The organism is Caballeronia sp. BCC1704 (genome assembly GCF_902833455.1).
GTDB lineage: Bacteria > Pseudomonadota > Gammaproteobacteria > Burkholderiales > Burkholderiaceae > Caballeronia.
The window spans coordinates 110,067-136,213 of record NZ_CADFFT010000004.1 but is presented as its reverse complement, the minus strand read 5'-3'; the positions used below and the strand labels follow the sequence as shown (position 1 = coordinate 136,213).

At 64.4% G+C, this 26,147-nt stretch carries 26 protein-coding genes and 1 pseudogene; 13 read left to right on the top strand and 14 right to left on the bottom strand.

Translation table 11 applies throughout. From position 1 onward, the window contains the following. Positions 1 to 7: 7 nt before the first annotated feature. Together cydB and HWX53_RS20350 are read right to left on the bottom strand one after the other, a co-directional pair. Positions 8 to 1,015, bottom strand: coding sequence for a cytochrome d ubiquinol oxidase subunit II (gene cydB / locus HWX53_RS20355; RefSeq protein ID WP_175944278.1), 1,008 nt, complete (start codon positions 1,013 to 1,015; stop codon positions 8 to 10). A 24-nt stretch (positions 1,016 to 1,039) separates the two neighbouring features. Further along, on the bottom strand, positions 1,040 to 2,503 hold the full coding sequence (locus HWX53_RS20350; RefSeq protein ID WP_175944276.1) for a cytochrome ubiquinol oxidase subunit I: 1,464 nt from the start codon (positions 2,501 to 2,503) through the stop codon (positions 1,040 to 1,042). Positions 2,504 to 2,727: 224 nt separating this feature from the next. On the opposite strand from HWX53_RS20350, the gene sugE reads away from it, so the two are divergent. From sugE to HWX53_RS20315, 7 genes are all read left to right on the top strand, one after another. Continuing rightward, positions 2,728 to 3,048 (top strand): quaternary ammonium compound efflux SMR transporter SugE, encoded by a 321-nt coding sequence (gene sugE / locus HWX53_RS20345; protein ID WP_175944274.1) that lies wholly within the window; start codon positions 2,728 to 2,730, stop codon positions 3,046 to 3,048. Between the two features lie 273 nt (positions 3,049 to 3,321). Continuing rightward, positions 3,322 to 3,951, top strand: coding sequence for a DUF4126 domain-containing protein (locus HWX53_RS20340; protein ID WP_175944272.1), 630 nt, complete (start codon positions 3,322 to 3,324; stop codon positions 3,949 to 3,951). Positions 3,952 to 4,067: 116 nt separating this feature from the next. Further along, a complete protein-coding gene (locus HWX53_RS20335) occupies positions 4,068 to 6,557 on the top strand; it encodes an FtsX-like permease family protein (RefSeq protein WP_244140223.1) in 2,490 nt (829 codons plus the stop codon). A gap of 20 nt (positions 6,558 to 6,577) precedes the next feature. Next, positions 6,578 to 7,012 carry a group II truncated hemoglobin gene (locus HWX53_RS20330; protein ID WP_175944268.1) on the top strand — a complete coding sequence of 145 codons (435 nt, stop codon included), beginning with the start codon at positions 6,578 to 6,580 and terminating at the stop codon, positions 7,010 to 7,012. A gap of 91 nt (positions 7,013 to 7,103) precedes the next feature. Beyond that, positions 7,104 to 7,835: an alanyl-tRNA editing protein gene (locus HWX53_RS20325; protein WP_175944266.1), complete on the top strand. Its 732-nt coding sequence runs from the start codon at positions 7,104 to 7,106 to the stop codon at positions 7,833 to 7,835. Next, the gene (locus HWX53_RS20320; RefSeq protein ID WP_175944264.1) at positions 7,832 to 8,434 is read left to right on the top strand and encodes a DUF924 family protein; all 603 of its coding nucleotides are present in this window, start codon (positions 7,832 to 7,834) and stop codon (positions 8,432 to 8,434) included. Before HWX53_RS20325 ends, HWX53_RS20320 begins: the two co-directional genes overlap by 4 nt. 66 nt (positions 8,435 to 8,500) lie before the next feature. Then, a complete protein-coding gene (locus tag HWX53_RS20315) occupies positions 8,501 to 9,376 on the top strand; it encodes a DUF5672 family protein (RefSeq protein WP_175944262.1) in 876 nt (291 codons plus the stop codon). Positions 9,377 to 9,392: 16 nt separating this feature from the next. Here the strand turns inward: HWX53_RS20315 and HWX53_RS20310 are convergent, their stop codons facing one another. The 10 genes and pseudogenes from HWX53_RS20310 to HWX53_RS20265 form a co-directional block, all read right to left on the bottom strand. Then, a complete protein-coding gene (locus HWX53_RS20310) occupies positions 9,393 to 10,139 on the bottom strand; it encodes an SDR family oxidoreductase (RefSeq protein ID WP_175944260.1) in 747 nt (248 codons plus the stop codon). A gap of 13 nt (positions 10,140 to 10,152) precedes the next feature. Beyond that, the gene (locus HWX53_RS20305; protein ID WP_175944258.1) at positions 10,153 to 10,737 is read right to left on the bottom strand and encodes a TIGR00730 family Rossman fold protein; all 585 of its coding nucleotides are present in this window, start codon (positions 10,735 to 10,737) and stop codon (positions 10,153 to 10,155) included. Beyond that, the gene (locus HWX53_RS20300) at positions 10,737 to 11,474 is read right to left on the bottom strand and encodes a TetR/AcrR family transcriptional regulator (protein WP_175944256.1); all 738 of its coding nucleotides are present in this window, start codon (positions 11,472 to 11,474) and stop codon (positions 10,737 to 10,739) included. Before HWX53_RS20300 ends, HWX53_RS20305 begins: the two co-directional genes overlap by 1 nt. Positions 11,475 to 11,635: 161 nt before the next feature. Beyond that, positions 11,636 to 12,202 (bottom strand): diacylglycerol kinase, encoded by a 567-nt coding sequence (locus tag HWX53_RS20295; RefSeq protein ID WP_175944255.1) that lies wholly within the window; start codon positions 12,200 to 12,202, stop codon positions 11,636 to 11,638. Next, on the bottom strand, positions 12,199 to 13,230 hold the full coding sequence (locus tag HWX53_RS20290; RefSeq protein WP_175944253.1) for a glycosyltransferase family 1 protein: 1,032 nt from the start codon (positions 13,228 to 13,230) through the stop codon (positions 12,199 to 12,201). Before HWX53_RS20290 ends, HWX53_RS20295 begins: the two co-directional genes overlap by 4 nt. A 31-nt stretch (positions 13,231 to 13,261) precedes the next feature. Beyond that, positions 13,262 to 14,038: pseudogene (locus tag HWX53_RS20285) on the bottom strand (UDP-2,3-diacylglucosamine diphosphatase); the annotation flags it as partial. A gap of 265 nt (positions 14,039 to 14,303) precedes the next feature. Beyond that, positions 14,304 to 14,807: an RDD family protein gene (locus HWX53_RS20280; protein ID WP_175944249.1), complete on the bottom strand. Its 504-nt coding sequence runs from the start codon at positions 14,805 to 14,807 to the stop codon at positions 14,304 to 14,306. A 7-nt stretch (positions 14,808 to 14,814) separates the two neighbouring features. Then, positions 14,815 to 15,570, bottom strand: a complete 756-nt coding sequence (locus tag HWX53_RS20275) for a DUF3106 domain-containing protein (RefSeq protein ID WP_175944247.1) — start codon at positions 15,568 to 15,570, stop codon at positions 14,815 to 14,817. Between the two features lie 27 nt (positions 15,571 to 15,597). Then, positions 15,598 to 16,050 (bottom strand): DUF3619 family protein, encoded by a 453-nt coding sequence (locus tag HWX53_RS20270; protein WP_175944245.1) that lies wholly within the window; start codon positions 16,048 to 16,050, stop codon positions 15,598 to 15,600. After that, on the bottom strand, positions 16,047 to 16,610 hold the full coding sequence (locus HWX53_RS20265; RefSeq protein WP_175944243.1) for an RNA polymerase sigma factor: 564 nt from the start codon (positions 16,608 to 16,610) through the stop codon (positions 16,047 to 16,049). The genes HWX53_RS20270 and HWX53_RS20265 overlap by 4 nt, the downstream gene beginning before the upstream one ends. A 367-nt stretch (positions 16,611 to 16,977) precedes the next feature. Here HWX53_RS20265 and HWX53_RS20260 point away from each other — a divergent pair, with 367 nt between their 5' ends. The 5 genes from HWX53_RS20260 (at position 16,978) to pssA (ending at position 22,057) form a co-directional block, all read left to right on the top strand. Next, a complete protein-coding gene (locus HWX53_RS20260; RefSeq protein WP_175944241.1) occupies positions 16,978 to 18,741 on the top strand; it encodes an acetolactate synthase 3 catalytic subunit in 1,764 nt (587 codons plus the stop codon). Between the two features lie 109 nt (positions 18,742 to 18,850). Further along, a complete protein-coding gene (gene ilvN / locus HWX53_RS20255) occupies positions 18,851 to 19,342 on the top strand; it encodes an acetolactate synthase small subunit (RefSeq protein WP_008341906.1) in 492 nt (163 codons plus the stop codon). 68 nt (positions 19,343 to 19,410) lie between these two features. Further along, positions 19,411 to 20,427 carry a ketol-acid reductoisomerase gene (ilvC, locus tag HWX53_RS20250; protein ID WP_175944239.1) on the top strand — a complete coding sequence of 339 codons (1,017 nt, stop codon included), beginning with the start codon at positions 19,411 to 19,413 and terminating at the stop codon, positions 20,425 to 20,427. A gap of 105 nt (positions 20,428 to 20,532) precedes the next feature. Further along, positions 20,533 to 21,177, top strand: a complete 645-nt coding sequence (locus HWX53_RS20245) for a phosphatidylserine decarboxylase (RefSeq protein ID WP_175944237.1) — start codon at positions 20,533 to 20,535, stop codon at positions 21,175 to 21,177. Positions 21,178 to 21,190: 13 nt separating this feature from the next. Next, positions 21,191 to 22,057, top strand: a complete 867-nt coding sequence (pssA, locus tag HWX53_RS20240) for a CDP-diacylglycerol--serine O-phosphatidyltransferase (protein WP_175944235.1) — start codon at positions 21,191 to 21,193, stop codon at positions 22,055 to 22,057. A 77-nt stretch (positions 22,058 to 22,134) separates the two neighbouring features. On the opposite strand, the gene HWX53_RS20235 is transcribed toward pssA, so the two are convergent. Further along, on the bottom strand, positions 22,135 to 22,839 hold the full coding sequence (locus HWX53_RS20235) for a glycine zipper 2TM domain-containing protein (protein ID WP_175944233.1): 705 nt from the start codon (positions 22,837 to 22,839) through the stop codon (positions 22,135 to 22,137). 320 nt (positions 22,840 to 23,159) lie between these two features. Here HWX53_RS20235 and HWX53_RS20230 point away from each other — a divergent pair, with 320 nt between their 5' ends. Continuing rightward, positions 23,160 to 24,080, top strand: a complete 921-nt coding sequence (locus HWX53_RS20230) for a restriction endonuclease (protein ID WP_175944231.1) — start codon at positions 23,160 to 23,162, stop codon at positions 24,078 to 24,080. Positions 24,081 to 24,551: 471 nt separating this feature from the next. Here HWX53_RS20230 and lysS read toward each other — a convergent pair whose 3' ends face one another. Next, complete coding sequence (gene lysS, locus HWX53_RS20225; protein ID WP_175944230.1) at positions 24,552 to 26,078, bottom strand: lysine--tRNA ligase; 1,527 nt, start codon at positions 26,076 to 26,078, stop codon at positions 24,552 to 24,554. Between the last annotated feature and the right edge of the window lie 69 nt (positions 26,079 to 26,147).

The window sequence follows — 26,147 nt, the reverse complement described above, 5'->3', positions numbered from 1 at the left end:
GCCGCTGTCATTCCACGTGATAGCCGATGTCGCTGCGCACCTTGCCGCGAAACACCCAGTACGACCATGTCACGTAGATCATCAGCACCGGCAGCAGGAACAGCGTTCCGATCAGAAAGAACTGATGCGTGATCGGCGCGGCCGACGCGTCCCATAGCGTCACGGAAGGCGGCGCGATGAACGGCCACAGGCTGATGACGAGCCCCGTGAACGCGAGGAAGAAAAGGCCCATCGAGCAGACGAAGGGCAGCACTTCGCGGCCTTTTGAGAGGCTCGACCAGAGCTTCCACGCGAGAAAGGCCGTGAGCAACGGCACCGGCGCGAACGCGAAGGCCATCGGAAAGCCGAACCAGCGCGCCGCGATGCGCGCGTCTTTCAGCGGCGTCCACAAGCTGATGAGCAGAATGAACGCCAGCACGCCGATGAGCGCGAAGCGCGCCATCTTGCGGCCCCACGCCTGCAAGTCGCCTTCGGTCTTGAGCACGAGCCACGTCGAGCCTTGCAGCGCGTAGCCGAATATCAGGCCGACGCCGACCAGGAGCGGAAACGGCGCGAGCCAGTCCCAGCTCGTTCCCGAGTATTGCCGGCCCACGATCGGAAAGCCCTGAATGAACATGCCGAGCACGATGCCCTGCGAGAACGTGGCGAGCAGCGACCCGTATGCGAACGCGCGATCCCACAGCCACTTGCGCGCGCCGACGACTTCGCGGAATTCGAACGCCACGCCGCGAAAGATCAGCCCGAGCAGCATGAAGAGAATCGGGAAATAGACGGCCGGCACGATGATCGCGTAGGCGAGCGGAAACACCGCGAACAGTCCGCCGCCGCCGAGCACGAGCCACGTTTCGTTGAAGTCCCAGACGGGCGCGACGGAGTTGATCATCAAGTTGCGCTCGTCGTGGTCGCGGCGCAGCAGAAAGAGCATGCCGACGCCGAGATCGAAGCCGTCGAGCAGCACGTACATGAACACGGCCAGCGCGAGAATGGCGGCCCACAGCGGCACGAGATCGAGCATCGCGTTCTCCGGTTGTCAGGATGGCTAGTGCGGCCGGCGCGGCGGCACGATGTCGTCGCTCGGCGCGACATCCGCCGTTTGCCGCGACGTGTCGCCGCTCGACGATACCGCCGAAAGCGGCCGCGCCGCGCGCGTCTTCGGCTGAAGCAGTTCGTTCTCGTGGCCTTGCGTGGCTTCGGACGGACCGATGCGCACCAGACGCCGCAAGAGGATATATCCCGAGCCGAAGATCACGGCGTACGCGAGCACGTAGAGCAGCCACGAGAGCCCGACATCGCCGGTGGTGAGCGAGGGCGTCACCGAATCGCGGGTGCGCAGCACGCCGTACACGGTCCACGGCTGCCGGCCGGCTTCGGTCGTCGTCCACCCGGCGAGCACGGCGATGAAGCCGAGCGGCATCGCGAACGTGGCCGCGCGCAGCCATCGCCGGCTGCGTTCCAGCTTGCCGCGCGCGAAGAGCACAATGCCCGACAGCACGATCGCGAGCATCAGCATCGCGATGCCGACCATGATGTGGAACGCGAAGAACACGACCGCGACAGGCGGGCGGTCCTCGCGCGGAAAGTCCTTGAGCCCGCGCACGTAGCCGTTCGGATCGTGCGTCAGATAGATGCTGCCGAGCACCGGCACGGAGATTTCGAAGTGGTTACGCTCTTCGTCCTGATCCGGAATGGAGAAAAGATTGGCGGGCACGCGCGAGCCCGATTCCCATAGCGCCTCCATCGCTGCGAGCTTGGCCGGCTGATGCTTGAGCGTGTTGAGGCCGTGGGCGTCGCCGAGCACCATCTGCACCGGCACCATGATGATCAGGAAGATCAGCGACATCTTGAGCATCACGCGGCTTTCCTCGATCGCGCGGCCCTGACGCATGTACATGGCGCCGACGCCGAGAATGACGAAGGCGGTGGTCACGAGGAACGCGCTCACCGTGTGGCTCAGCCGGAACGGAAACGACGGCGAGAAGATCACGTCGAAGAAGCTGACCACTTCGAAGCGGCCGTCGGGCATGAGGCGGTAGCCTTGCGGCGTCTGCATCCAGCTATTGACGGCGAGAATCCAGAACGACGAGATGAGCGTGCCGAGCGCGACGAACAGCGCGGACATCACGTGCGCCCACTGCGGCACGAGCTTGCGGCCGAACAGCAGCACGCCGAGAAACGCCGATTCCAGGAAGAACGCGGTCAGCACTTCGTAGCCCATCAGCGGGCCGACGACGTTCGCGGTGCGGTCGGCGTAGCGGCTCCAGTTGGTGCCGAACTGAAACGGCATCACGATGCCCGACACCACGCCCATGCCGAACGACACCGCGAAGATCTTGAGCCAGAACGCCGACAGCCGCCGGTAGACATCGCGCTTGGTGATCCACCAGTTGACTTCCAGCGTGGCGATGAAACAGGCGAGCCCGACGGTGAAAGCCGGCAGCAAGATATGAAACGCGATGACCCACGCAAATTGAAAGCGCGAGAGCAGAACCGGGTCGATATGCATGAACGCTCCTTGGCGATTCTTGCAACGTTTGCGTGAAACGATGCGAAAGTGCGCGCGTCGTCCTTGGTCGTCCTTTAATACACCGTTTGCCGGGGCGGGACACGCGGCGCGCATGACCCCTTTGCTACAATTTCGACCTCGCGCTCATCAGCTAACCGCGTGCCGGACGACCGGGACGCGCATCGACTCATTGGGGACGGCCCCATTCTTATGGGAGTGACCCGATGTCCTGCATTCTTCTCTTCATTGCCGGTCTGCTGGAAGTCGCGTGGGCGGCCGGGCTCAAGTCGTCCGACGGCTTCACCAAGCTCGGGCCGTCCGTGTTCACACTCGTGACGGCCATCGGCAGCTTCGTGCTGCTCGCGCTCGCCATGCGCCAGTTGCCGCTCGGCACCGCGTATGCGGTGTGGACCGGCATCGGCGCGGTCGGCGCGTTCGTGTTCGGCATCGTGTTCATGGGCGAGGCGGTGTCGGCGGCGCGCATCGTGAGCGCGGTGCTCATCATCGCGGGCTTGATCGGACTCAAGCTCACGTCGGGGCACTGAAAGGCGCGGGAACGGCAATCGCTTGGCCGCTCGGGCACCACGCGCTCACCGCGGGCTTTTTGCGTGGATATAATGATCTGAAGTCAGTTTGACGGGCGCCTCGCGTGCGGTTGCGGTTTTCGCGGCGGGAGGCTGGCGGTTCCATCTTACGCGCGCCCGCGTCGCGGCATTTGTCGGTCACGCTCCGATCAGCGGAAGCGGGCCGATTGTTTCAGCCGGTACAGCATCGAGCCGTGGCCTTAAGCGCGCGGCTGGCGCAACAAGGAGGCGGCAATGCTGGAATCACTTTCGCTCGCTGCGGGCCTTTCATGGGCGAGCGGGCTGCGCCTGTACCTCACGGTCTTCGTCGCCGGCCTGTTCGCCCGCATGGGCGTCATTCATCTGCCCGATACGCTCGCCGTGCTCGCTTCGCCGTGGGTGATCGGCGCGGCGGCGTTCCTCGCGTTCGTGGAATTTCTCGCCGACAAGATCCCCGCGCTGGATTCCTTGTGGGACGCCATTCATACGTTCATTCGCATTCCGGCGGGCGCCGTGCTCGCGGCGGGCTCGCTCGGCCACGCCGATCCGACGCTGCTCACCGTCGCCGCGCTCGCGGGCGGCACGCTCGCCGGAGCGTCGCATTTCGCGAAGGCGGGCACGCGCGCGCTCATCAATCTTTCGCCGGAGCCGGTGTCGAACTGGGCGGCATCCGCCACCGAAGACGTCGGCGCGACGCTCGGCCTCGTGCTCGCGTTCTTCGTGCCGCTGCTGTTCCTCGTCATGCTGATCGCGTTTCTGGTGGTGGCCGGCTGGGCGCTGCCGCGTCTCGTGCGCGGCGTGCACGGCGGCGTGTCGCGCATGGCCAAGCATATGCTGCCGGGCACGCATAACCCGATCAGCCGACTGCGGAGCAAGCACGATTGAGCACCGCGGCCAACGACAAACCGGCGGCCAAGGCGTCGCAAGGACCGCACGCAGCGCACCACACGCATCCGGGCGCCCGACTCGGCTTCCTCCAGACCGTGCGCCAGTCGTGGCGCATGACCGCGCGCGACTGGCGCGCGGGCGAACTCACGATGCTGTTGCTCGCGCTCGTGCTGGCCGTCGCCGCGTTGTCGAGCGTCGGCTTTCTCGCGGATCGCATGCGGCAGGGGCTTGCCCGCGACGCCCGCCAGATGATCGCCGCCGATTTCGTCGTGCGCGCCGATCACCCGGTCGATCCGATGTTCGCGCAAGAAGCGCGCGCGCTCGGGCTGGAAACGGCGGGCACGACCATTTTCCCGAGCATGGTCAGTTCGGCCGGGCAGACGCCGCTTTCGCGGCTCGCGGCGATCAAGGGCGTGACGCCGGGCTATCCGTTGCGCGGCGCGCTGCGCATCGCGCCGGGCCCCGATGCGCCCGACTCGCCCGCGCAAGGCATTCCCGCGCCCGGCACCGTCTGGGTCGATCCCGCGCTGCTCGACGCGCTGAAGACAAAAGTCGGCGGCGCGGTGAAAGTCGGCACGCGCACGTTCACGGTCGCGGCGGTCATCACGCGGGAAATGGACCGCGGCTTCTCGTTCGTCAACTTCTCGCCGCGTCTCATGATGCGCGCCGATGAAATCGCCGCAACGGGGCTGGTCGGCTACGGCAGCCGCGTGACGTACCGGCTGCTCGTCGCGGGACCGGACGCGCAGGTCGAGCGGTTCGCGCAATTCGCGCGCGGCAAGACCGACGGCGGCAAGCTGCGCGGCGTGGCGCTCGAATCGCTGTCGGACGGCCAGCCGCAAGTGCGGCAGACCATCGACCGCGCGAGCCACTTTCTCACGCTCGTTTCGCTCCTGACGGCATTGCTCGCGGCGGTCGCCATCGCGATGGCCGCGCACCGCTTCGCGCGACGCCATCTGGACGGCTGCGCCGCGATGCGCTGCCTCGGCGTCAGCCAGCGGACGCTGCGCGCGCTCTTCGTCAACGAATTTCTGGCGATCGGCGTGATCGGCAGCGTGGCGGGCATCGTGCTCGGGTTCATCGGGCATCTGGTGCTGCTGCACGCGCTGGGTTCGCTCGTCGATGTCGAGTTGCCGCAGGCGAGCGTCTGGCCCGCGTTGCAAGGCATCGCGATGGGCCTCGTGCTGCTGCTCGGCTTCGCGCTGCCGCCGCTTTTGCCGCTGACGCGCGTGCCGCCGGTCCACGTGATCCGCCGCGAACTGGGCGATGCCAGCCGTATCGCGTATGCGGCGTACGGCGTCGGCGTGCTGCTGTTCGGGGCGCTGCTCGTGGTCGCGGCGGGCGAGCTGAAGCTCGGCGTGATCGTCGCGGGCGGGTTCGCGGCGGGGCTGCTGCTTTTCGGCGTCATCGCGCGGGCGGCGCTGTGGGCGGCGGCGCGCTTCGTGCGGCGCGAGAGGAGCCGCGCGGGCGTCGGCTGGCGCTATGCGCTCGCGTCGCTGGAGCGGCGCAGCGGCGCGAGCGCGTTGCAGATCACGGCGCTCGGCATCGGGCTGATGTGTCTCTTGCTGATCGGCATGACGCGCAACGATCTCATCAAGGGATGGCGCGACGCCACGCCGCCGGATGCGCCCAACGAGTTTCTGATCGACATCCAGCCGGACCAGCGCGACGGCGTGCTCGCCTATCTGCACGGCCACGGCCAGCCCGACGCCGTGCTTTCGCCGATGGTGCGCGCGCGCCTCGTCGCGATCAACGGCAAAGCGGTGAATCCGGACAGCTACGACAAGCCGGACGCGAAGCGGCTGGTGGACCGCGAGTTCAACCTCTCCTACACGACCGCGCTGCCCGACGACAACCGCGTGACGCAGGGCGCGTGGTACGGCACGAGCGGCAAGCCGCAGGTGTCGATGGAAGAGGGCATCGCGAAGACGATCCGCGTGAAAATGGGCGACATGCTGCGTTTCGACGTGGCGGGCCTGCCGGTGGAAGCGCCCGTCACGAGCCTGCGCAAGGTGGACTGGAATTCGTTCAAGGTGAACTTCTTCGTGCTGATGCCGCCCGAGGCGCTCGCGGACTTGCCCGCGACCTTCATCACGAGCTTCCATCTGCCCGCGAACGATCAGCGCATGATCGACGGCCTGATCGCCGCGTACCCGAACGTCACGGCTATCGACACCGCGCCGATTCTCGCGCAGATTCAGCGCACGCTCGCGCAGGTGATCGGCGCTGTGCAGTTCCTTTTCATCTTCACGCTCGCGGCGGGCGTGCTCGTGCTGTACGCGGCGCTTGCCGGCACACGCGACGAGCGCATGCGCGAGTCCGCGTTATTGCGCGCGCTCGGCGCGTCGCACCGGCAAGTGCGCTCGGTGCAGGTCGCGGAGTTCGTCGCGGTCGGCGCGTTGTCGGGCCTCATGGCCGCGCTCGGCGCGCAGGGCATCGGCTACGTGCTCGCGTCGCGCGTGTTCGAGTTTCATATCGATTTCAATCCGTGGCTCGTGCCGGCGGGCGTCGTCGCGGGCATCGCGTGCGCGGGGCTCGGCGGCTGGCTCAGCCTGCGGCGCGTGCTGGCGCGCCCGGCGCTGCAATCGCTGCGGGACGCGTAGTTTTCAGTCAAAGCAAAGCAATGAGCGAAGTGAATCAAACGGCTTCCGAAGACGAAGCGACGAATCAACAACACGCGCCGACCGCGTTCGAACTCATCGGCGGCGAGGAGCGCGTGCGCGCGCTCGTCGACCGTTTCTACGATTTGATGGACCTGGAGCCCGAGTTCGCGGGCATTCGCGCGCTGCATCCGCCGACGCTCGACAATTCGCGCGACAAGACCTTCTGGTTCCTGTGCGGCTGGATGGGCGGACCGGACCACTACATCAGCCGCTTCGGGCATCCGCGGCTGCGGGCGCGGCATCTGCCGTTCGCCATCGCGTCGAGCGAGCGCGATCAATGGCTGCGCTGTATGGCGTGGGCGATGGAAGACATCGGCCTCGCCGAGCCGCTGCGCGAGCGCCTGCTCACGTCGTTCTTCGATACGGCCGACTGGATGCGCAACCGTCCCGGCTGATTCGCCCCGTTGTGTACCGGGCGAGGCCGCGCCGGTTTGCGGCATCATCTGCGATCAACCGACCATCCAAGGCTTTCGAGGACACGAAGTCATGACTACACGCGCGCTCTTTCGCGAAGACGCTTATCAGAGACGCTGCGATGCGACCGTCACCGCCATCGACGAGGCGGGCATCCATCTGGACCAGACCGTGTTTTATCCGCTCGGCGGCGGGCAGGCGGGCGATGCCGGAACGCTGACGCTCGCGGACGGCACGGTCGTCGCCATCGCGGATACGCGCAAGGCCAAGTTCGAAGGCGCGACGCCCGACGATGCCGTCCATGTGCCCGCGCCAGGTCAGGAAGAAGCGCTCGCGAAGCTGAAGGTAGGCGACACAGTGAGCGCGGAAATCGACTGGGAGCGGCGGTATCGGCATATGCGGCTGCATACGGCGAGCCACCTGATCTGCGCGGTGCTGCCGTATCCGGTCGATGGCTGCAGCATCACGACCGATTACGCGCGGCTCGATCTCGCGACGGTCGAGCCGATCGAGCGCGAAGCAGTGGAAGCGAAGCTGCGCGAGCTCGTCGGCGGTTCGCACGACGTGCGTACCGAATGGATCACCGACGACGAAATGTCTGCGCGCCCCGAACTGGTCCGCACGATGACCGTGAAGCCGCCGATGGGTCTCGGCCGCGTGCGGCTCTTGCGCATCGAGAACGTGGACTTGCAGCCGTGCGGCGGCACGCATGTGCGCAATACCGGCGAAATCGGCACGCTGCGCATCGCCAAGCTGGAAAAGAAGAGCGCGCGCACGCGGCGGCTCGTGCTGGAACTGGCTTGACGGTCGTGACCGGCTTGACCGGCGATCGGCGCGCGCAGGACGTCCTCGACGTCTGGTTCGGCGCGCCGGGTTCGCCGGAATTCGGCACCGAGCGCAGGCAGTGGTGGACCAAGAAGCGCGCATTCGACGCCATGCTGACCGAACGCTTCGGCGCTCTGCTCGACGAAGCGCAGGCGGGCGGCCTGGAAGCGTGGGCACGCGAGCCGCTTTCTGCGCTCGCGCTGATCGTGGTGCTGGATCAGTTCTCGCGCAATTGCTATCGCAACACGCCGCGCGCGTTCGCCGGCGACGCGCGGGCGCTGACGCTCGCGAAGAAACTGGTCGAGCAGGGCGATGATTCGCGGATGCCCAGCCACTGTCACCGCGCGTTCGTGTACACGCCGTTCGAGCACGACGAAACGCTCGCCAGCCAGCGCGAATCCGTGCGCCTTTTCGCGAAACTGCGCGACGACACGGGCGTCGCGAGCTTCTACGACTCCGCGTTGAGACACGCGGAAGTCATCGAACGATTCGGGCGCTTTCCGCATCGGAACAGGATACTCGGACGCGAGACGCTGCCCGCCGAAGAAGCGTGGCTCGCCGAGCACGGCGGTTTCTAGAACTCCGTCGATAGTCACGCGCCGCGCGCCGACTTATTTTCATCGCTTTGCTTTTGCGGGAACGCGATGAAAGACTTCAGCAAGATCACACTGGTTTCCGTGACGGGGCTGCCCGATGCGACGCGCGCCGTCTATGCGCTCACGCTGAGCCTGCGCCAGATGCCCGGCGCGCGTGCCGTGCTGTGCAGCCCGCAGGCGCCCGCGAGTTTGCCGCCCGGCATCGAGCATCGCAAGATCGCGCCGCTCAATTATCAGGAATACTCGTGGTTCATGATGTACGCGCTGTGGCGCGTCGTGGAGACCGAGTTCGCGCTGATCGTCCAGGATGACGGCTGGGTGCTCGATACCGCGAACTGGACCGACGCTTTCCTCGACTACGATTACGTCGGCCCGATGGCGCACGTCGGTCGTATCGACACCGGCGAAGGCACGCGCTGGGTCACGCACTACGCGTGGAGCGCCGAACTCGGCAAGCCCGGGCAGACGGTGATGCCGGTCATCAACGGCGGCTTTTGCTTGCGCAGCCGGCGCATGATGCGCGCGCTCATCGACCATCCCGAGATCCGAATGACGATTCCCGCGCCCGACAAGATCGGCGGCGATGCGCTCAAAGTGGAATGGACGAACTGCGCACTCAACGAAGACGTGCAACTCACGTGCGTGCTGCGGCCCGAACTGGAAGCCGTCGGCCTGCGGTTCGCGCCGGTCGAAATGTGTCTGCGCTTCGGGATCGAACATGCCGGGGCCGTGCACCGCGACGTCGACATGATGTCGCTCTTCGGGCAGCACTGCAAATGGCGGCGGCTCATCGGCATCGATCCGCCGGTCATTCAGTATCGGACCAAGCGCAGCATCGCCGAGCGCGCGTTCCGGGAAATGGATATCGCGCGCATGCTCGAAGCGCGCGGCTATGAACTGCGCTTCGCGCCCGAAGACCTGTGATGCGCGGGGCGCAAACTTAACGTCCGCCCGTCACGTCCAGAATCGCGCCGGTCACATACGACGACGCATCCGAGAGCAGCCAGACGATCGACTCTCCGACTTCGTCCGCCGTGCCGGGGCGTCCGAGCGGCGTGTGCACACCGAGCACGTGCGCGCGGTCCGGCTTGCCGCCGCTCGCGTGGATCTCGGTTTCGATGAGGCCGGGGCGGATGGCGTTGACGCGCACGCCTTCCGGGCCGAGCTCCTTGGAAAGCCCGATGGTCATCGCGTCGACCGCGCCTTTGGAGCCCGCGTAGTCCACGTATTCGTTCGGCGACCCGAGCCGCGCCGCCGCCGACGACACGTTCACGAGCGAACCGCCGCGGCCGCCGCGCGAGCGCGACAGACGCCGCGCCGCCTCGCGCGCGCACAGATACGCGCCGAGCACGTTGGTGTCGAAGATGCGTTTGAGCCGCTCGATGTCCATGTCGGCCAGCGGCGCGCCCGGTGCGACGATGCCCGCGTTGTTCACCACGCCGTCGAGCTTGCCGAAGGCCTGCTCGGTGGCGTCGAACATGGCGATGATCGCTGCTTCGTCGCGCACGTCGCCGGCTATCGCGATGGCCTTGCCGCCCGCCGCGCGCACCGCCGCGACGGTTTCTTCGGCGGCTTGCGCGTTCGACGCGTAGTTCACGCCGACCGACCAGCCGCGCGCGCCCGCGAGAATGGCAGCCGACCGGCCGATGCCGCGGCTCGCGCCGGTGATCAGGATGACTTTGGACATCGCTCGATTCTCCTTAGACTGCGTTGCGTTTCTTGGACCACTTGTCGTTCGCGGGCGGCGTGTAGGCCGCGAGCTTCGCGATCATTTCGTTCGGCTCGGCGGCCACCTGGATCATGTCCAGATACGGCTTGCGCATGAAGCCTTCGTCGATGGTATGACGCAGCATCGACAGAAGCGGCTCGAAATAGCCGTTCACGTCCAATAGGCCGACCGGCTTCTGGTGATAGCCGAGTTGCGCCCACGTGTAGACCTCGAAGAACTCTTCGTACGTGCCGACGCCGCCGGGCATCGCGACGAAGGTATCGGCGAGATCGGCCATCTTCTTCTTGCGCTCGTGCATGTCGGGCACGACGTGCAATTCCGTGAGGTCCGTATGGCCGACTTCCTTCGCGAGCAGCAGTTCGGGAATCACGCCGACCGCGCGTCCGCCGGCGGCGAGCACTTCATCGGCGATCAGACCCATCAGCCCGACGCGGCCGCCGCCATACACGAGCGACAAGTTCGCCTCGACGAGCGCGCGGCCGAACGCGCGCGCGGCTTCGGCATAGACGGGGCGGGCTCCGGTGGCGGAGCCGCAATAGACACACACTGCCTTCATTATCGGGAATCCTTCGGTGTTTCGTTCTTCGATGCGCTGGCGGCATCGTCGCGTGGCGGCAGGAAGTCCGCGTATTCGCGCTTGGGCATCTTACCGGACACCAGATCGTCGAAAAGCTGGCGCGAGCGGCCGCGCAGATACGGCGCCATGATCGAGATGATGTGCACGCTCACCTGATGAAGCTCCGCGCGAATCGCTTCCTGATCGTTGTACTTGCGCGGGTTCATCACGTACTGATACGAGAGCCAGTAGGTCGCGATCACGCCGATGTTCGTCGCGATCACTTCGATCTCGGCGGGCGTCGCGACCATTTCCTGATCGGCGACGAGCGCCTCGCACAACTGCTGCCCAAAGCGCACCTTGTGCGTGATGATCTGCTTGAAGTGCGTCTCCAGCGTGCGGTTGCGCGCGAGAAGGTCGTTCAGGTCGCGGTAGAGAAAGCGATACGTCCAGAGAAAATCGGCCATGTACTGCAGATAGGACCACATCTCGTCGATGGTCGGCCGGTGATCGTCCGGAAAGCGCAGGCGCTTCTGAATCTGCTGCTCGAACTGCGCGAAGATGCTGTTGATGATGTCGTCCTTGTTGCGGAAATGGTAGTACAGATTGCCTGGACTGATTTCCATCTCCTCGGCGATGGTCGTCGTGGTGACGTTGGGCTCGCCGATATCGTTGAACAACTTCAGCGACAGCTCGAGAATCCGTTCGCGGGTACGGCGGGGAGGTTTCGCTTCCATGTCGTCCGACCTTGGCATCCGGTTGCGGCGGCCTCGTGCAAGCATGCCCGCGTCCGGTTCCGTTGCTATTTTTGAGAATATCGGACGATTATAAACCGCTCGTTCTCCGTTCCGGACGCGGCCTCGCTGACCCGGCGACGACTTTACGAGATACCGCGCGCTCAAGCCAAAAGACGCCCTAGCCACGCGGCCGCAGCGGGCGCATGCGGCCACAGAATCATGGCCCACGTGAGCACGCATACCGCGAGCGCGACCATCACGGCGGCGCTGCCGAAGTCCTTCGCGCGCTTGGAGAGTTCATGGCGTTCGAGCGAGATGCGGTCGATCGCCGCCTCGACGCTCGAATTCAACAGTTCGACGATCAGCACCAGCAGCACCGAGCCGATCAGCGCGGCGCGCTCGACGGGCGCCACCGGCACGAACAGGCTGCACGGCAACAGAATGGCCGCGAGCGTCAGTTCCTGCCGGAAGGCGCTTTCCTCGCGAATCGCGATGCGAAAACCTGCGATCGAGTTCTTCATCGCGTGCCAGGCGCGCGTGAAGCCGCGATTGCCCTTGTACGGATTGAAGGGCAGGTCGTCGGTGCCGAGCGGTTCGGTCGCCTGAGCGTGCGAATCGAGCGTATCCGCGCTGGCGTCGGTTTCGTCGTCGAACGGGTCCATGATGCGGCCCGCCGCCGCGCGGGCGTTCGCTTCGGCGCGTTCCTCCGCCAACGGGCGACGCGTCATGCGGGCGCCCGGTCGGTGCGCGGCGCGCGCGGCTCGAACTGCCGCAAATGCGACGCGAACTGCTCCGACGCCGCGCGCCAAGAGAAGCGTTCGGCCCAGGCGCGCGCGTCGGCACGGTCGATCTTCAGCGCCTGAAGGCACGCCTCGCGCAGGTCGTCGTTGAGCGCGCCGGGGCCGTGTTCGCCGAGCACGTCGATCGGGCCCGTGACCGGATACGCCGCGATGGGCGTGCCGCAGGCCATCGCTTCCAGCAACACGAGGCCGAACGTATCGGTGCGGCTCGGGAACACGAAGACATCGGCGGCGGCGTACACCTTCGCGAGTTCCGGCTGCGACAGCACGCCGAGATAGTTGACGTTGGTATAGCGCGATTTCAGTTCGGCGAGCGCCGGGCCTTCGCCCGCGACCCATTTCGAGCCGGGCAGGTCGAGCTTCAGAAACGCTTCGACGTTCTTTTCGATCGCCACGCGCCCGACGTACAGAAAGATCGGCCGCGCGGTGTTGAGCACCTTCGAGTCCATCGGATGGAAGATGTCGAGATCGACGCCGCGCGTCCACAGCACGACGTTCGTGAATCCATAGGCCTCCAGATCTTTCTTGACCACGGGCGTCGGCGCCATCACCGCCTGCGACGGTCCGTGGAACCAGCGCAGAAAGCGATACGTCATTGCGAGCGGAATGCCGAAGCGCGCCTTCACGTATTCGGGAAACCGCGTGTGATAGGCAGTCGTGTACGGCAGCTTGTGACGCAGCGCGTACGCGCGGGCGGCGAGGCCGAGCGGGCCTTCCGTCGCGATGTGCAGCGCATCGGGATCGAACGCGTCGATGCGCTCGGCGACATGACGGCCCGGCATCAACGACAGGCGAATCTCGGGATAGGTCGGGCAGGGAATCGTCCTGAATTCGAGCGGCGTGAGCATATCCACGCGATGCCCGAGCGCCGTCAGTTCCTTGCTCGTGCTCTTGAGTGTGCGCACGACGCCGTTGACTTGCGGCTCCCATGCATCGGTCACGATCATGATCTTCATTGCGGTTCCTCGTGTGGCCTGATGGATGCGTTCACGCCGTCGCGCGGGCTTTCGCGGCGGGTTGTCCGGACGCGTGCATGACGGTCCAGTAGACGACCTTCAGTTCGCCGTCGTAGGTTTCGACGAGCGCGGAGAGACTCTCTACCCAGTCGCCGTCGTTGCAATACAGGATGCCGTCGATATCGCGAATCTCGGCCTTGTGGATGTGCCCGCACACGACGCCGTCGCAGCCGCGGCGGCGCGCTTCATCGGTCATCACGCGCTCGAACTGCGAAATGAAATTGACCGCGTTCTTGACCTGATGCTTCAGGTACTGTGAGAGCGACCAGTAATTGAAGCCAAGTTTCGTGCGCACGCGATTGAACCAGCGGTTGAGCAGCAGGATGGCGGTGTACGCGGTGTCGCCGAGATAGGCGAGCCATTTGGCATGCTGAATGACGCCGTCGAAGAGATCGCCGTGGACGATCCACAAGCGCTTGCCCGCGAGCGTCGTGTGAAACGCCTCGCCGCGCACGTGAATGTCGCCGAACGCGAGGTCGCAGAACTGGCGCGCGGCTTCGTCGTGATTACCGGGGATATAGACGACCTGCGTGCCCTTGCGCGCCTTGCGCAGGATTTTCTGCACGACGTCGTTGTGCGCCTGCGGCCAGAACCAGCCTTTGCGAAGCTGCCATCCGTCGATGATGTCGCCGACGAGATACAGATATTCCGATTCGTGATGCCGCAGGAAATCGAGCAGATAGGCGGCCTGACAGCCACCGGAGCCTAAGTGGATATCCGAGAGCCAGATCGTGCGATAGCGATGCGTTCCGTCCGCCGATTCGTTATCGGTGACGGGGGACGAGGCCTCAGGTGAATCGGATGACTCTGGCGCGAGCGCCGACGGATCGACGCGCAAGCCGGAACTGCGAAAACGGTAAGCGGTGGAGGGATCGAATGCCGGCGTGACTGTCGGGTGGAGGGCCATTGGCTCGCGCATCGAGTTTTGGTATGCGCATTACGCCGTGCGGCCGTGACCGAGCCGTGACAGTCACGAGAAGTTCGTATTACACGGGGAGTCGGGCAGGGGATGCTTACGCCGGGACGATGCGCGTGCCGGCGAGGCGGTCGTGCAAGAACTGGCGGGACGGATCAAGCCATACCGCTGCCGCCCAGAACGCTATCCAGACGGCAAGCACGATCAGCGTCTGCGGCACCGCCAGCGATAGGAGCGGGTGCAGCGCGAGCGGCGGCAGGAACCACAGCCACGCGAGCACGTAGCGCGCTAGCGCCCGGCCGACAGTGAGCGGCTCGCCGCGCGCATCGACGACTTTCAGACGCCAGGTTTTCATCGGCAACGTCTGGCCGCCGTGCGTCCAGAACCACACGAAATACGCCGCCAGCACGAGGCCGATCCAGGACATCAGCCAGTCGTGATGCGTGAGGCCGTTGCGCTGCTGCGTGAGCGTGCTGAAGAGATATCCGGCGACGAACACGACGCCGAACAGGATGACGCCTTCGTAGACCATCGTGGAGAGGCGCCGGCGCAGGCTGGGCGCGCGAAGCGGCGGGATGGTCGCGGCGGCGGAGACGCTCATCGCGCGATCACGAACCGTTGTACATCGAAGGCGCCTGCTGCGGCGAAACGGGAATCGGCGTGGCCGGGACGATGCTCGCGGCGTTCGGCACGGCAGGCTGCAACGGCGTGCCCGATGCCGGCGCGCCCGCGCCCGGCCCGGCTTCCGCGTGCGAAGCCGCATGGCCCTGCTCGCGCGCCGCGACGAGACGGTTGATGTCCTTCACTTCGGCCTTGCCGGTCGGCGGGGCGCTGACCACGGTCGGGCGGCGGCCTCGCTCGCTTGCGGCGAGCTTTTTCTTCTGTTCTTCCGAGAGCTTCTGATACGCGTCCCAGGCCTTTTCGCGCTTGTCGGGCGGCACGAGCTTCGACACCTGGTAGTTTTCCCGCGCGACCTTGCGCTGGTCGGGCGTCATGCGCACCCATTCCTCCATGCGCTGCTGCAGTCGCTTCTGCGCGTCCGGCGACATGCGGTGATAGCGCGATGCGATTTTGAGCCACTTTTGCTTGCGCTCGTCGCTGAAGGAGTCCCACTGCGTGGCGAAAGGTGCGAGCGCAACGCGCTGCGCCTCCGTCAGGCGGCTCCAAGAGAGCGGGTTGTCCGATGAAAGCGCGGCGAGCGGCGAGAGAGACCCGTCCGCGCCCGCGCTCGCGCCGCTGGGCGCGGCGGCGGACATGGACGCCGTGGCGGAGGACGAATAGAAACGCGGGTAAGTAGCGGCGAACGCGACCAGACCCGCAATCGCGCAGCCGAAGACAATCGCGAGACCGCGCTTGTAACTCACCCGAATTTCCCCCGCTCGGTTTGATGCTTAGTGATTGCGCGTCAGATACGCGTTGAAGCCGTGATCGAGATAAGCGTCGAGCGGCAGGCTGTCGCTCATCATGGCCGCGTCGATGTCGGCGAGTTCGGCCTTGCGCTGCTGATCTTCCCAGTAAGCGATGCCCGCGAGCGCCACGGCGAGCGCGAACACCGGGCCCGCCAGCCCGAAGCCGCCCAAGCGCGCGAAGAGGCTCTTGCGGCCCCGTGCGTCGCCGGAACCGCCGGCCGAGAGCGTGGCGCCCGCGCCGGCCAGAACCGGCGCGAACACAGGCGCGGCGGCGGCGACGGCCACTTTCTCGGGCTTCTTGCGCGCGATAGCGGCGCGGCGCGCCTCGGCGAGCCGATCCATCGCGGCGGCCGGAATGGCCGACGCGCTTTCGTCGAGCGCGCGAACGACCTTCAGCGCGAACTCGTTTTCCTTCGTTTCAAGAGCGGAACTCATAGCGTGATCCCTTTGGCTTTCAGGGCTTGCGCGAGAGCGTGCGTGGCGCGTGAACAGTGCGTCTTCACGCTGCCCTCGGAGCAGCCCATCGCGGCGGCCGTCTCTGCGACATCCATATCTTCCCAGTAACGCATGAGAAAAGCTTCTCGTTGACGCGCCGGTAATTTCTGGATTTCCGCGTCGATCAGGTTGAGCACCTGCTCGCGTTCCAGCCGGCTCTCGCTGCTTTCGCTGCCGGTCGCGCCGTCCTCGGATTCGAAGGTTTCGAGCGGGTCGAACTCGTCGTCGTCGGCGCTGCCGAACGAGGAGAACAGGCTGATCCAGGTATTGCGTACTTTCTGGCGGCGAAAGTAGTCGTGCGTCGCATTCTGGAGGATACGCTGGAACAAAAGAGGAAGCTCGGCCGACGGCTTGTCGCCGTATTTTTCCGCGAGCTTGATCATGGCGTCCTGGACGATGTCGAGCGCCGCGTCGTCGTCGCGGACGGTGTACACGGTCTGCTTGAACGCGCGTCTTTCGACGCCCGCCAGAAAATCGGCGAGTTCCTTGTCTGATGCCATCCGTTGGGGACCCGGCGCAACGAATTTGCGTCGAAAGAGATTGTGGAGTTCCAGGAAAACCTGCGGATGCTAGCAAATTTTCGCTGTCGCGGGAGGATCGGGAAACGATTTGTTGCGCGGTATTGCGTGCTCAGGGCGTGCGAGAAACGCCCGACCGAAACATTCGAGGCGTGGCGGGAATTTTTCTCTTGACCGTGCGCGCAAAAACGGGCTATCGTTCCCGACTCGCATCATAAAGTGAATTGTCTGCTTTGAGGCGAGCCCAAGAAGTTCGCCTGTCAAACCAAGACGCGCCGCTTGAACCCGAGCCACAAGCCCGGCAGAGAGCACCCGATCAATTTTTTGCCGAAAATTCGAAAGGTGATGAATGAACATGCCTAGCGCGGAATTCTCCACGTCGGATACCACTCCCTCTCACGAAGCCGATTCCATCGGCGCGACCGTGCTCATGCGCGCGCTCGCCGACGAAAACGTCGAGTTCGTGTGGGGCTATCCCGGCGGCTCGGTACTCTACATCTACGACGAGCTGTACAAGCAGGACCAGATTCAGCACATTCTCGTGCGCCACGAGCAGGCCGCCGTGCACGCCGCCGACGCGTATTCGCGCTCGACCGGCAAGGTGGGCGTGTGTCTCGTGACCTCCGGCCCGGGCGTCACCAATGCCGTCACCGGCATCGCCACGGCCTACATGGATTCCATTCCGCTCGTCGTCATCAGCGGGCAGGTGCCCACCGCGGCCATCGGCCTCGACGCGTTCCAGGAATGCGACACCGTCGGCATCACGCGGCCCTGCGTCAAGCACAACTTCCTCGTGAAGGACGTGCGCGATCTCGCTGCCACCGTCAAGAAAGCCTTCTACATCGCGCGCACGGGACGTCCCGGCCCGGTGCTGATCGACATTCCGAAGGACGTGTCGAAAGCGCCGTGCCGTTATGAGCCGGTCAAGAGCGTGTCGCTGCGCTCGTACAACCCGGTCACGAAAGGCCACTCGGGCCAGATCCGCAAGGCGGTGCAACTGCTCTTGTCGGCCAAGCGCCCGTACATCTACACCGGCGGCGGCATCATTCTCGCGGACGCATCGCGCGAACTGAACCAGTTCGCCGATCTGCTCGGCTATCCCGTCACCAACACGCTGATGGGTCTGGGCGGCTATCGCGCGAGCGACAAGAAGTTTCTCGGCATGCTCGGCATGCACGGCACGTACGAAGCCAACATGGCCATGCAGCACTGCGACGTGCTGATCGCCATCGGCGCGCGCTTCGACGACCGCGTGATCGGCGACCCGAAGCACTTCGCTTCGTCGCCGCGCAAGATCATCCATATCGACGTCGATCCGTCGTCCATCTCGAAGCGCGTAAAGGTCGATATCCCGATCGTCGGCGACGTGAAGGAAGTCCTGAAAGAGCTGATCGAGCAGCTTCAGCACGCGGAGCACGGCCCGGACACGGCCGCGCTCAAGTCGTGGTGGGACGAGATCGAAGGCTGGCGCGCGAAAGATTGCCTCGCCTACGACCGCAAGAGCGAGATCATCAAGCCGCAATACGTCGTCGAGAAGCTCGCGGAGCTGACCGACGGCAACGCCTTCGTGTGTTCGGATGTCGGCCAGCATCAGATGTGGGCGGCGCAGTTCTACCCGTTCAACAAGCCGCGCCGCTGGATCAACTCGGGCGGCCTCGGCACGATGGGCTTCGGCCTGCCCGCCGCGATGGGCGTGAAGATGGCTTATCCCGACGAGGACGTGGTCTGCATCACGGGCGAAGGCTCCATCCAGATGTGCATTCAGGAGCTCTCGACCTGCAAGCAGTACAACACGCCGGTCAAGATCATCTCGCTCAACAACCGCTATCTCGGCATGGTTCGCCAGTGGCAGCAGATCGAATACAAGAAGCGCTATTCCAGTTCGTACATGGACGCGCTGCCCGACTTCGTGAAGCTCGCCGAAGCGTACGGCCACGTCGGCATTCGCGTCGAAAAGACCGCGGACGTCGAACCGGCGCTCAAGGAGGCGCTGCGCCTGAAAGATCGCACCGTGTTCCTCGACTTCCAGACCGATCCGACCGAAAACGTATTCCCGATGGTGCAGGCAGGCAAAGGCATCACGGAAATGCTGCTCGGCTCTGAGGATCTATAACGCGGCTTTGTCACGCGAGGCTCGTGCGCGCCTGTCTTCACAAAGGACGAGCGCCGCGCGCGGGTTTCTCGGACGAACGCTTCTTCTGGACATATCGGGAAACACGCACATGAAACACATCATCTCCGTACTGCTGGAAAACGAGCCGGGCGCGTTATCGCGTGTCGTCGGGCTCTTTTCCGCGCGCGGCTACAACATCGAAACGCTGACGGTGGCGCCGACGGAAGACAGTTCGCTGTCGCGGCTCACCATCGTCTCCATCGGCTCGGACGACGTGATCGAACAGATCACGAAGCACCTGAACCGCCTGATCGAGGTGGTGAAAGTGGTCGACCTGACAGAGGGCGCCCACATCGAGCGCGAGCTGATGCTCATCAAGGTAAGGGCAGTCGGCAAGGAACGCGAAGAGATGAAGCGGATGGCGGATATCTTCCGCGGCCGCATCATCGACGTGACCGAAAAGACCTACACCATGGAACTGACGGGCGCCTCCGACAAGCTCGACGCGTTCATTCAGGCGCTCGACGCCACGGCGATTCTGGAGACGGTTCGCACGGGCAGTTCCGGCATCGGCCGGGGCGAGCGCATCCTGAAGGTGTAGCACCACACGCAACTCGACTCATTTCCTCTGCTTCTCGCGGAGACAGACCCAGGACTCAAGGAACCACCATGAAAGTTTTCTACGACAAAGACGCCGACCTCTCCCTCATCAAGGGCAAGCAAGTCACCATCATCGGTTATGGCTCGCAAGGCCATGCGCACGCGCTGAACCTGAAGGAAAGCGGCGTGAACGTGACGGTCGGCCTGCGTAAGGGCGGCGCTTCGTGGAGCAAGGCCGAGAACGCCGGTCTGCCGGTCAAGGAAGTGGCCGAAGCGGTAAAGGGCGCCGACGTCGTGATGATGCTGCTGCCCGACGAGCAGATCGCCGAGGTGTACGCGAAGGAAGTCCACGCGAACATCAAGAACGGCGCGGCGCTCGCGTTCGCGCACGGCTTCAACGTGCACTACGGCCAGGTGATTCCGCGCGCCGATCTCGACGTCATCATGATCGCGCCGAAGGCGCCGGGTCACACGGTGCGCAACACGTACACGCAAGGCGGCGGCGTGCCGCACCTGATCGCGGTCGCGCAGGACAAGACCGGCTCGGCGCGCGATGTGGCGCTCTCGTACGCGGTGGCCAACGGCGGCGGCCGCGCGGGCATCATCGAGACGAACTTCCGTGAAGAAACGGAAACCGACCTGTTCGGCGAACAGGCGGTTCTGTGCGGCGGCACGGTCGACCTGATCAAGGCCGGCTTCGAAACGCTGGTGGAAGCGGGCTACGCGCCGGAAATGGCGTACTTCGAGTGCCTGCACGAACTGAAGCTGATCGTCGACCTGATCTATGAAGGCGGCATCGCCAACATGAACTACTCGATCTCGAATAACGCCGAGTACGGCGAGTACGTGACGGGTCCGCGCATCGTCACGGAAGAGACGAAGAAGGCGATGAAGGCCGTGCTGAAGGACATCCAGACCGGCGAATACGCGAAGAGCTTCATCATCGAGAACCGCGCCGGCGCGCCGACGCTGCAATCGCGCCGCCGCCTGACGGCCGAGCATCAGATCGAGCAAGTCGGCGAGAAGCTGCGCGCGATGATGCCGTGGATCGCCAAGAACAAGCTCGTCGACCAGTCGAAGAACTAAGTTTTTCGCGCGTCACGGTTCTTGCTGTCATGAAAGCCGCCCGAAGCCGCTGTGCCGAGGGCGGCTTTTGCTATCCTACGGGTTTTAAAAACACAGACCTCGTTCATGAACTATCCCCATCCGATCATTGCCCGCGAAGGCTGGCCGTTCATCGCCATCGCGGCCGTCGTTGCCATTCTCGTGCAGGCGATCGGCGGCTTCGGCTTCGCCTGGATCTTCTGGCTGATCGTGATTTTCGTCGTCCAGTTCTTCCGCGATCCGCCGCGCCCCATTCCCACGCAGGCCAATGCCGTGCTGTGTCCGGCGGACGGGCGCATCGTCGCGGTGGAAACCGCGCATGATCCGTACGCGGGCCGCGAGGCGCTGAAGATCAGCGTGTTCATGAACGTGTTCAACGTGCACTCGCAGCGTTCGCCGGTCGACGGCGCGATCACGAAGGTGCAGTACTTCCCGGGCGCGTATCTGAACGCGGCTGTCGACAAGGCGTCGACCGAGAACGAGCGCAACGCCATCGTGCTGCAGACTGCGGCCGGGCATACGGTGACGTCGGTGCAGATCGCCGGACTGATCGCGCGGCGCATCCTCTGCTACGTCCACGCGGGCGAGCCGCTCACGCGCGGTCAACGCTACGGCTTTATCCGCTTCGGTTCGCGCGTCGACGTGTATCTGCCGGTCGGCAGCCGGCCGCGCGTGGCGATCGGCGAGAAGGTGTCCGCCTCGTCGACGATTCTCGCCGAGTTCGCGGAATAACGCGGAGGCGTCGATGGCGGCATTCAAACCGCGCCGGAACCGCATGAACGGAGCGCCGCCGCGCGCATTCCGTCGCAACAAGGCGGTGCAAGACGTCGGCGCCGTGGAAACGCGGCGCGCGAAGCGGCAGCAATTCCTGAGAAAGCGCGGCATTTATCTGCTGCCGAATGCGTTCACCACGGCCGCGCTCTTCTGCGGCTTCTTCGCCGTGGTGCAGGCGATGAACGTGCGCTTCGAGATCGCGGCCATCGCCATTTTCGTCGCGATGGTGCTCGACGGCATGGACGGCCGCGTCGCGCGCATGACGCATACGCAGAGCGCGTTCGGCGAGCAGTTCGACAGCCTGTCGGACATGGTGTCGTTCGGCGTCGCGCCGGCGCTCGTCATGTACGAATGGGTGCTGAAGGACCTCGGGCGCTGGGGCTGGCTCGCGGCGTTCGTGTACTGCTCGGGCGCGGCGCTGCGGCTCGCGCGCTTCAATACGAATGTCGGCGTGGTCGACAAGCGCTATTTTCAGGGCTTGCCGAGCCCGGCCGCGGCCGCGCTGATCGCCGGCTTCGTGTGGCTCGCGACCGACAATCGCGTGCCGCTCAAGCTCGTGTGGCTGCCGTGGGTCGCGTTCGCGCTGACCGTCTACGCGGGCGTCACGATGGTGTCGAACGCGCCGTTCTACAGCGGCAAGGCGCTCGATGTGCGCTATCGGGTGCCGTTCGCGGGCGTATTGCTGGTCGTGGTGGCGTTCGTGCTCGTTTCGTCGGATCCGCCCGTCATGCTGTTCTGCCTGTTCGTGCTGTACGGCTTCTCTGGCTACGTCTGGTGGGCGTACATGGCCATGCGCGGCAGACCGAATCCCGCGCGCAGCTCGCAACGGGATCACTAGCGCAGATCACTTTCGATGCAAAAAGGGCGACGGGTCGCGAAACCCGTCGCCCTTTTTTGCTTGCGGCAGTCGGCCTGTTATCCCGCGTCGACGAGTGTGCCGTTATGCACGCGCACGTGCTGGCCCTGCGCGAACGGCGGCTGCTGATGATAGGTGAAGTAACGCGTCTTGCCGTTTTCCATCCGCACGCGTACCGAGTAATCGGTTTCGCTGCGCAGGTGCTTTTCGACCGAATTGCCCGCGAGCCCGCCGCCGAGCGCACCGAGCAGCGTCATGGCGGTGCGGCCGCCGCCGCGTCCGAACTGATTACCGACGACGCCGCCCGCCACCGCGCCACCGACCGCGCCGATGCCGGTTCCGTGCCCTTCGCGACGCACGGCGGAGATGGCTTCGACGGTGCCGCACGTCGAGCAATAGGCGGGGTGTTGCGGCGGCTGCTGTGCGTATGATGGTTGCGCTGGCGCTTGCTGTACCGGCTGAGTCGCGGCTTGCGCGGGCGCAACAGCGGGTGCAGCCGCGGGCGCGGTTTGCGCGACTACCGGCTGGGCGGCCGACGGCGCGGCGGGCGCGACCACCGGTTGTTGCTGCGCGACCGCGGCGCTCTGCGTCTGCGCGTTCTGCGCGGAATTGCTATGCGCGCCCGGGAAAATTCCGGTCACGGCGGCCGTCGCCGCGAGGCTCGCGACGATGACTGCGCCCGCAGCCGTCGCGACCAGCGGATGCAGGCGGCGCGGCGCGCCGGTGCCGGGCGTGGGCGTCATGTTGTTGGTCCCGTTGTCCATTTTTGACCTCCGTTCGAGGCGAAGTGCCGATAGCGTCAATTCTCGCGCAGATGCCGCGTCGGCGCTTTTTCAGGTTGTAACCGCGTTTTCTTGACAGAAGCACGTTGGATGCCAGGCGTGACGGGCAAATAAGGTTCTTCGTGGATTGCGGGCAGAGGCCGTATGCAACCCAAAGCGGACCAATGCAGCAGTGGTTCGAGAATGACTCGTACCAAAGGGGAGCGGACGTTCCGTGCTTAGTCACCGGTCAAGGAACGGGTATCATCTCTCACCGCGACGCAGAACCGCGGCGTTGCCGTTTGACTCAATAATTTTCGACAATGGCCATTCCCGACTTTCAGACTTTGATGTTGCCCGTCCTGCGCTCTTCCGAAATGGGCGAGGTGAAAATTTCCGATGTGGTTCAGTCGCTGGCTGACAAATTCGAACTGACAGAGGACGAGCGATCAGAACTATTGCCATCTGGAAAGCAGACCACTTTTGCAAACCGTGTGCATTGGGCCAAAAGCTATCTGGGCAAGGCTGGACTGGTGGAGTTGACCAAACGAGCACACTTTAAGATTAGTGACCGCGGGCGTGAGGTATTAGCCAATCCTCCTGAAAAGATCGACATTCACTTTCTCGACCAATTTCCGGAGTTCGTGCTGTTCCGGGACGCCGGCAATGGTAGTGACAACGCAGGAAAAGACTCGCCCACAGTCGAAGCAGTCCAAGCGAGCGGCATGACGCCGGACGAAATCATCCGAAAGGCTCACGCAGAGTTGGACGATGAACTCAGTCTTGACTTGGTCGCCCGCGTTATTGCGGCACCGCCGGAGTTTTTCGAGCGCTTAGTGGTCCAGTTATTGTTGGCCATGGGTTACGGGGGTTCTACAAGCGACGCCGGCCGAGCGCTAGGCAAGAGCGGTGACGGCGGCGTTGACGGTGTTATCGATCAGGACGCGTTGGGCTTGGATCGTATCTACGTGCAGGCCAAGCGCTACTCTGACGGCAACAGTGTAGGGTCGGGCGCGATCCGCGACTTCTTCGGGTCACTGGATCGCTTCAAGGCAGCAAAGGGACTTTTTGTCACCACCTCGTCGTTCTCGCCTTCCGCCAGAGAAACGGCTGAATTCCTCAGCAAGCGCATCGTCTTAATTGACGGTCGCCAGCTGGCCAAGCTGATGATTCGGTTCAACGTCGGGTGTCGCGTTGAAGAAACCATTGAGCTAAAAAAGGTGGATGAAGAGTTTTTTGAGTGATCGCAGGACGGCCGCACCGCGGAGCAGGCATTCGGATCGCCGGAGGACCGGAAGGCTCAACGACGCGTTATGGCAGGTGACGCTGCGTGGCTACAAACAGACGCTTAGACGGTGCGACCGCGCTTGCTTACTGCGACGTAAGGCCGACGATCCGACTTTGCGCCGATTGGAACGCGCTGGAATACCCTTCAGCGCCATGAGCCATTCCGTCGGCTCGGATGGTTGAGCCGTCATCCATTCACCTACTGGCGAAGTCCGAAAAGGCCGATGTCTTACCAAATCTAGTCTGAACCTCAATGTCCGGTACCCGATCGTAGCTGCCATCTGAGCGTCTCAGCCACACTCCGCCCGACTGGCTGCTTGATGGCCGAATAGAGCCTATCGCGAACGGTTCCCCGGACACCCACGAAGGACCAAAAAAAACGCGCCCCGAAGGACGCGCTTTTCACCGAGAACGAACCGATCCGCCGCTCAATCTTCCCGACGAAGATGCGGGAACAGAATCACATCGCGGATGCTCGGGCTGTCGGTCAGCAGCATCACCAGACGGTCGATGCCGATGCCGCAGCCGCCCGTCGGCGGCATGCCGTATTCGAGCGCGCGGATATAGTCGGCGTCGAAGTACATGGCTTCTTCGTCGCCCGCGTCTTTCTGGTCGACTTGCTTCTGGAAGCGCGCGGCCTGATCTTCGGGATCGTTCAGCTCGGAGAACCCGTTCGCAATCTCGCGGCCCGTAATGAACAACTCGAAGCGCTCCGTGATGCCCGGCACCGAATCCGACGCCCGCGCGAGCGGCGAGACCTCGATCGGATAATCGACGATATACGTCGGCTCCCACAACTGCGATTCCGCGGTCTCTTCGAAAAGCGCCAACTGCAATGCGCCGATGCCTGCGTTCAGAAAAGCGGGCTGTGTCGTGTCGACGCCGAACTTCTTAAGTTCCGCGCGCAGGAACACGGCGTCGGCAAGCTGCGCGTCGGTGTACTGCGGCGCGTACTTTTGAATCGCCTGATTGATGGTCAGGCGATGGAACGGCTTCGACAAATCCAGCTCGCGCCCCTGATACGTGATGGTCGCCGTGCCGAGCGCATCGACGGCGGCCTGGCGGATCAGTTGTTCGGTGAAGTCCATCAGCCAGCGGTAATCCGTATAGGCCGCGTAGAACTCCATCATCGTGAATTCGGGGTTGTGGCGCGGCGACACGCCTTCGTTCCGGAAATTACGATTGATCTCGAATACGCGCTCGAAGCCGCCGACGATCAACCGCTTCAGATAAAGCTCCGGCGCGATGCGCAGGAACATCTGCATATCCAGCGCGTTGTGATGCGTGACGAAAGGCTTGGCCGCCGCGCCGCCCGGAATGGGATGCAGCATCGGCGTTTCGACTTCCATGAAGTTCGCCTGCGCCATGAAGTTGCGGATCGACGTGACCGCCTTCGTGCGCGCCATGAACGTCTTGCGCGACTCCGGCGTGACGATCAGATCGACGTAACGCTGGCGATAGCGCATTTCCTGATCGGCGAGGCCGTGGAACTTGTCCGGCAGCGGACGCAGCGCCTTCGACAAGAGCCGCAGTTCCGTGCAGCGCACCGACAGTTCGCCCTTGTTCGTGCGAAACAGCACGCCCTTCGCGGCGATGATGTCGCCCAGGTCCCACTTCTTGAATGCCTCGTAGACGTCCGCGCCGACGTCGGCAGGCGTCACGAAGAACTGAATCTGGCCGCTGCCGTCCTGAACCGTCGCGAAGCTCGCCTTGCCCATCACGCGCTTGAGCATCATGCGGCCCGCGAGCGCGACGGGCAGGGGATTCGCTTCCAGCGTCTCCTTGTCGGTCTCGGTGTAGTCGCTTTGCAGCGCGGCCGCCTGATGCGTCGGGCGGAAATCGTTCGGATAGGCGACGCCTTGCTCACGCAGCGAGCGCAGCTTGTCGCGGCGCTCGGCGATGATCTGGTTGTCTTCCAGTTCGGGAGCGGCGCTCGTCTGAGTCGGTTCGGTCATGATGATTCTTGGCTTGTGATGCTGCGGATGTGCGGTAGATGCGCGGCGGATGAAACGAAGGCGGCGCGA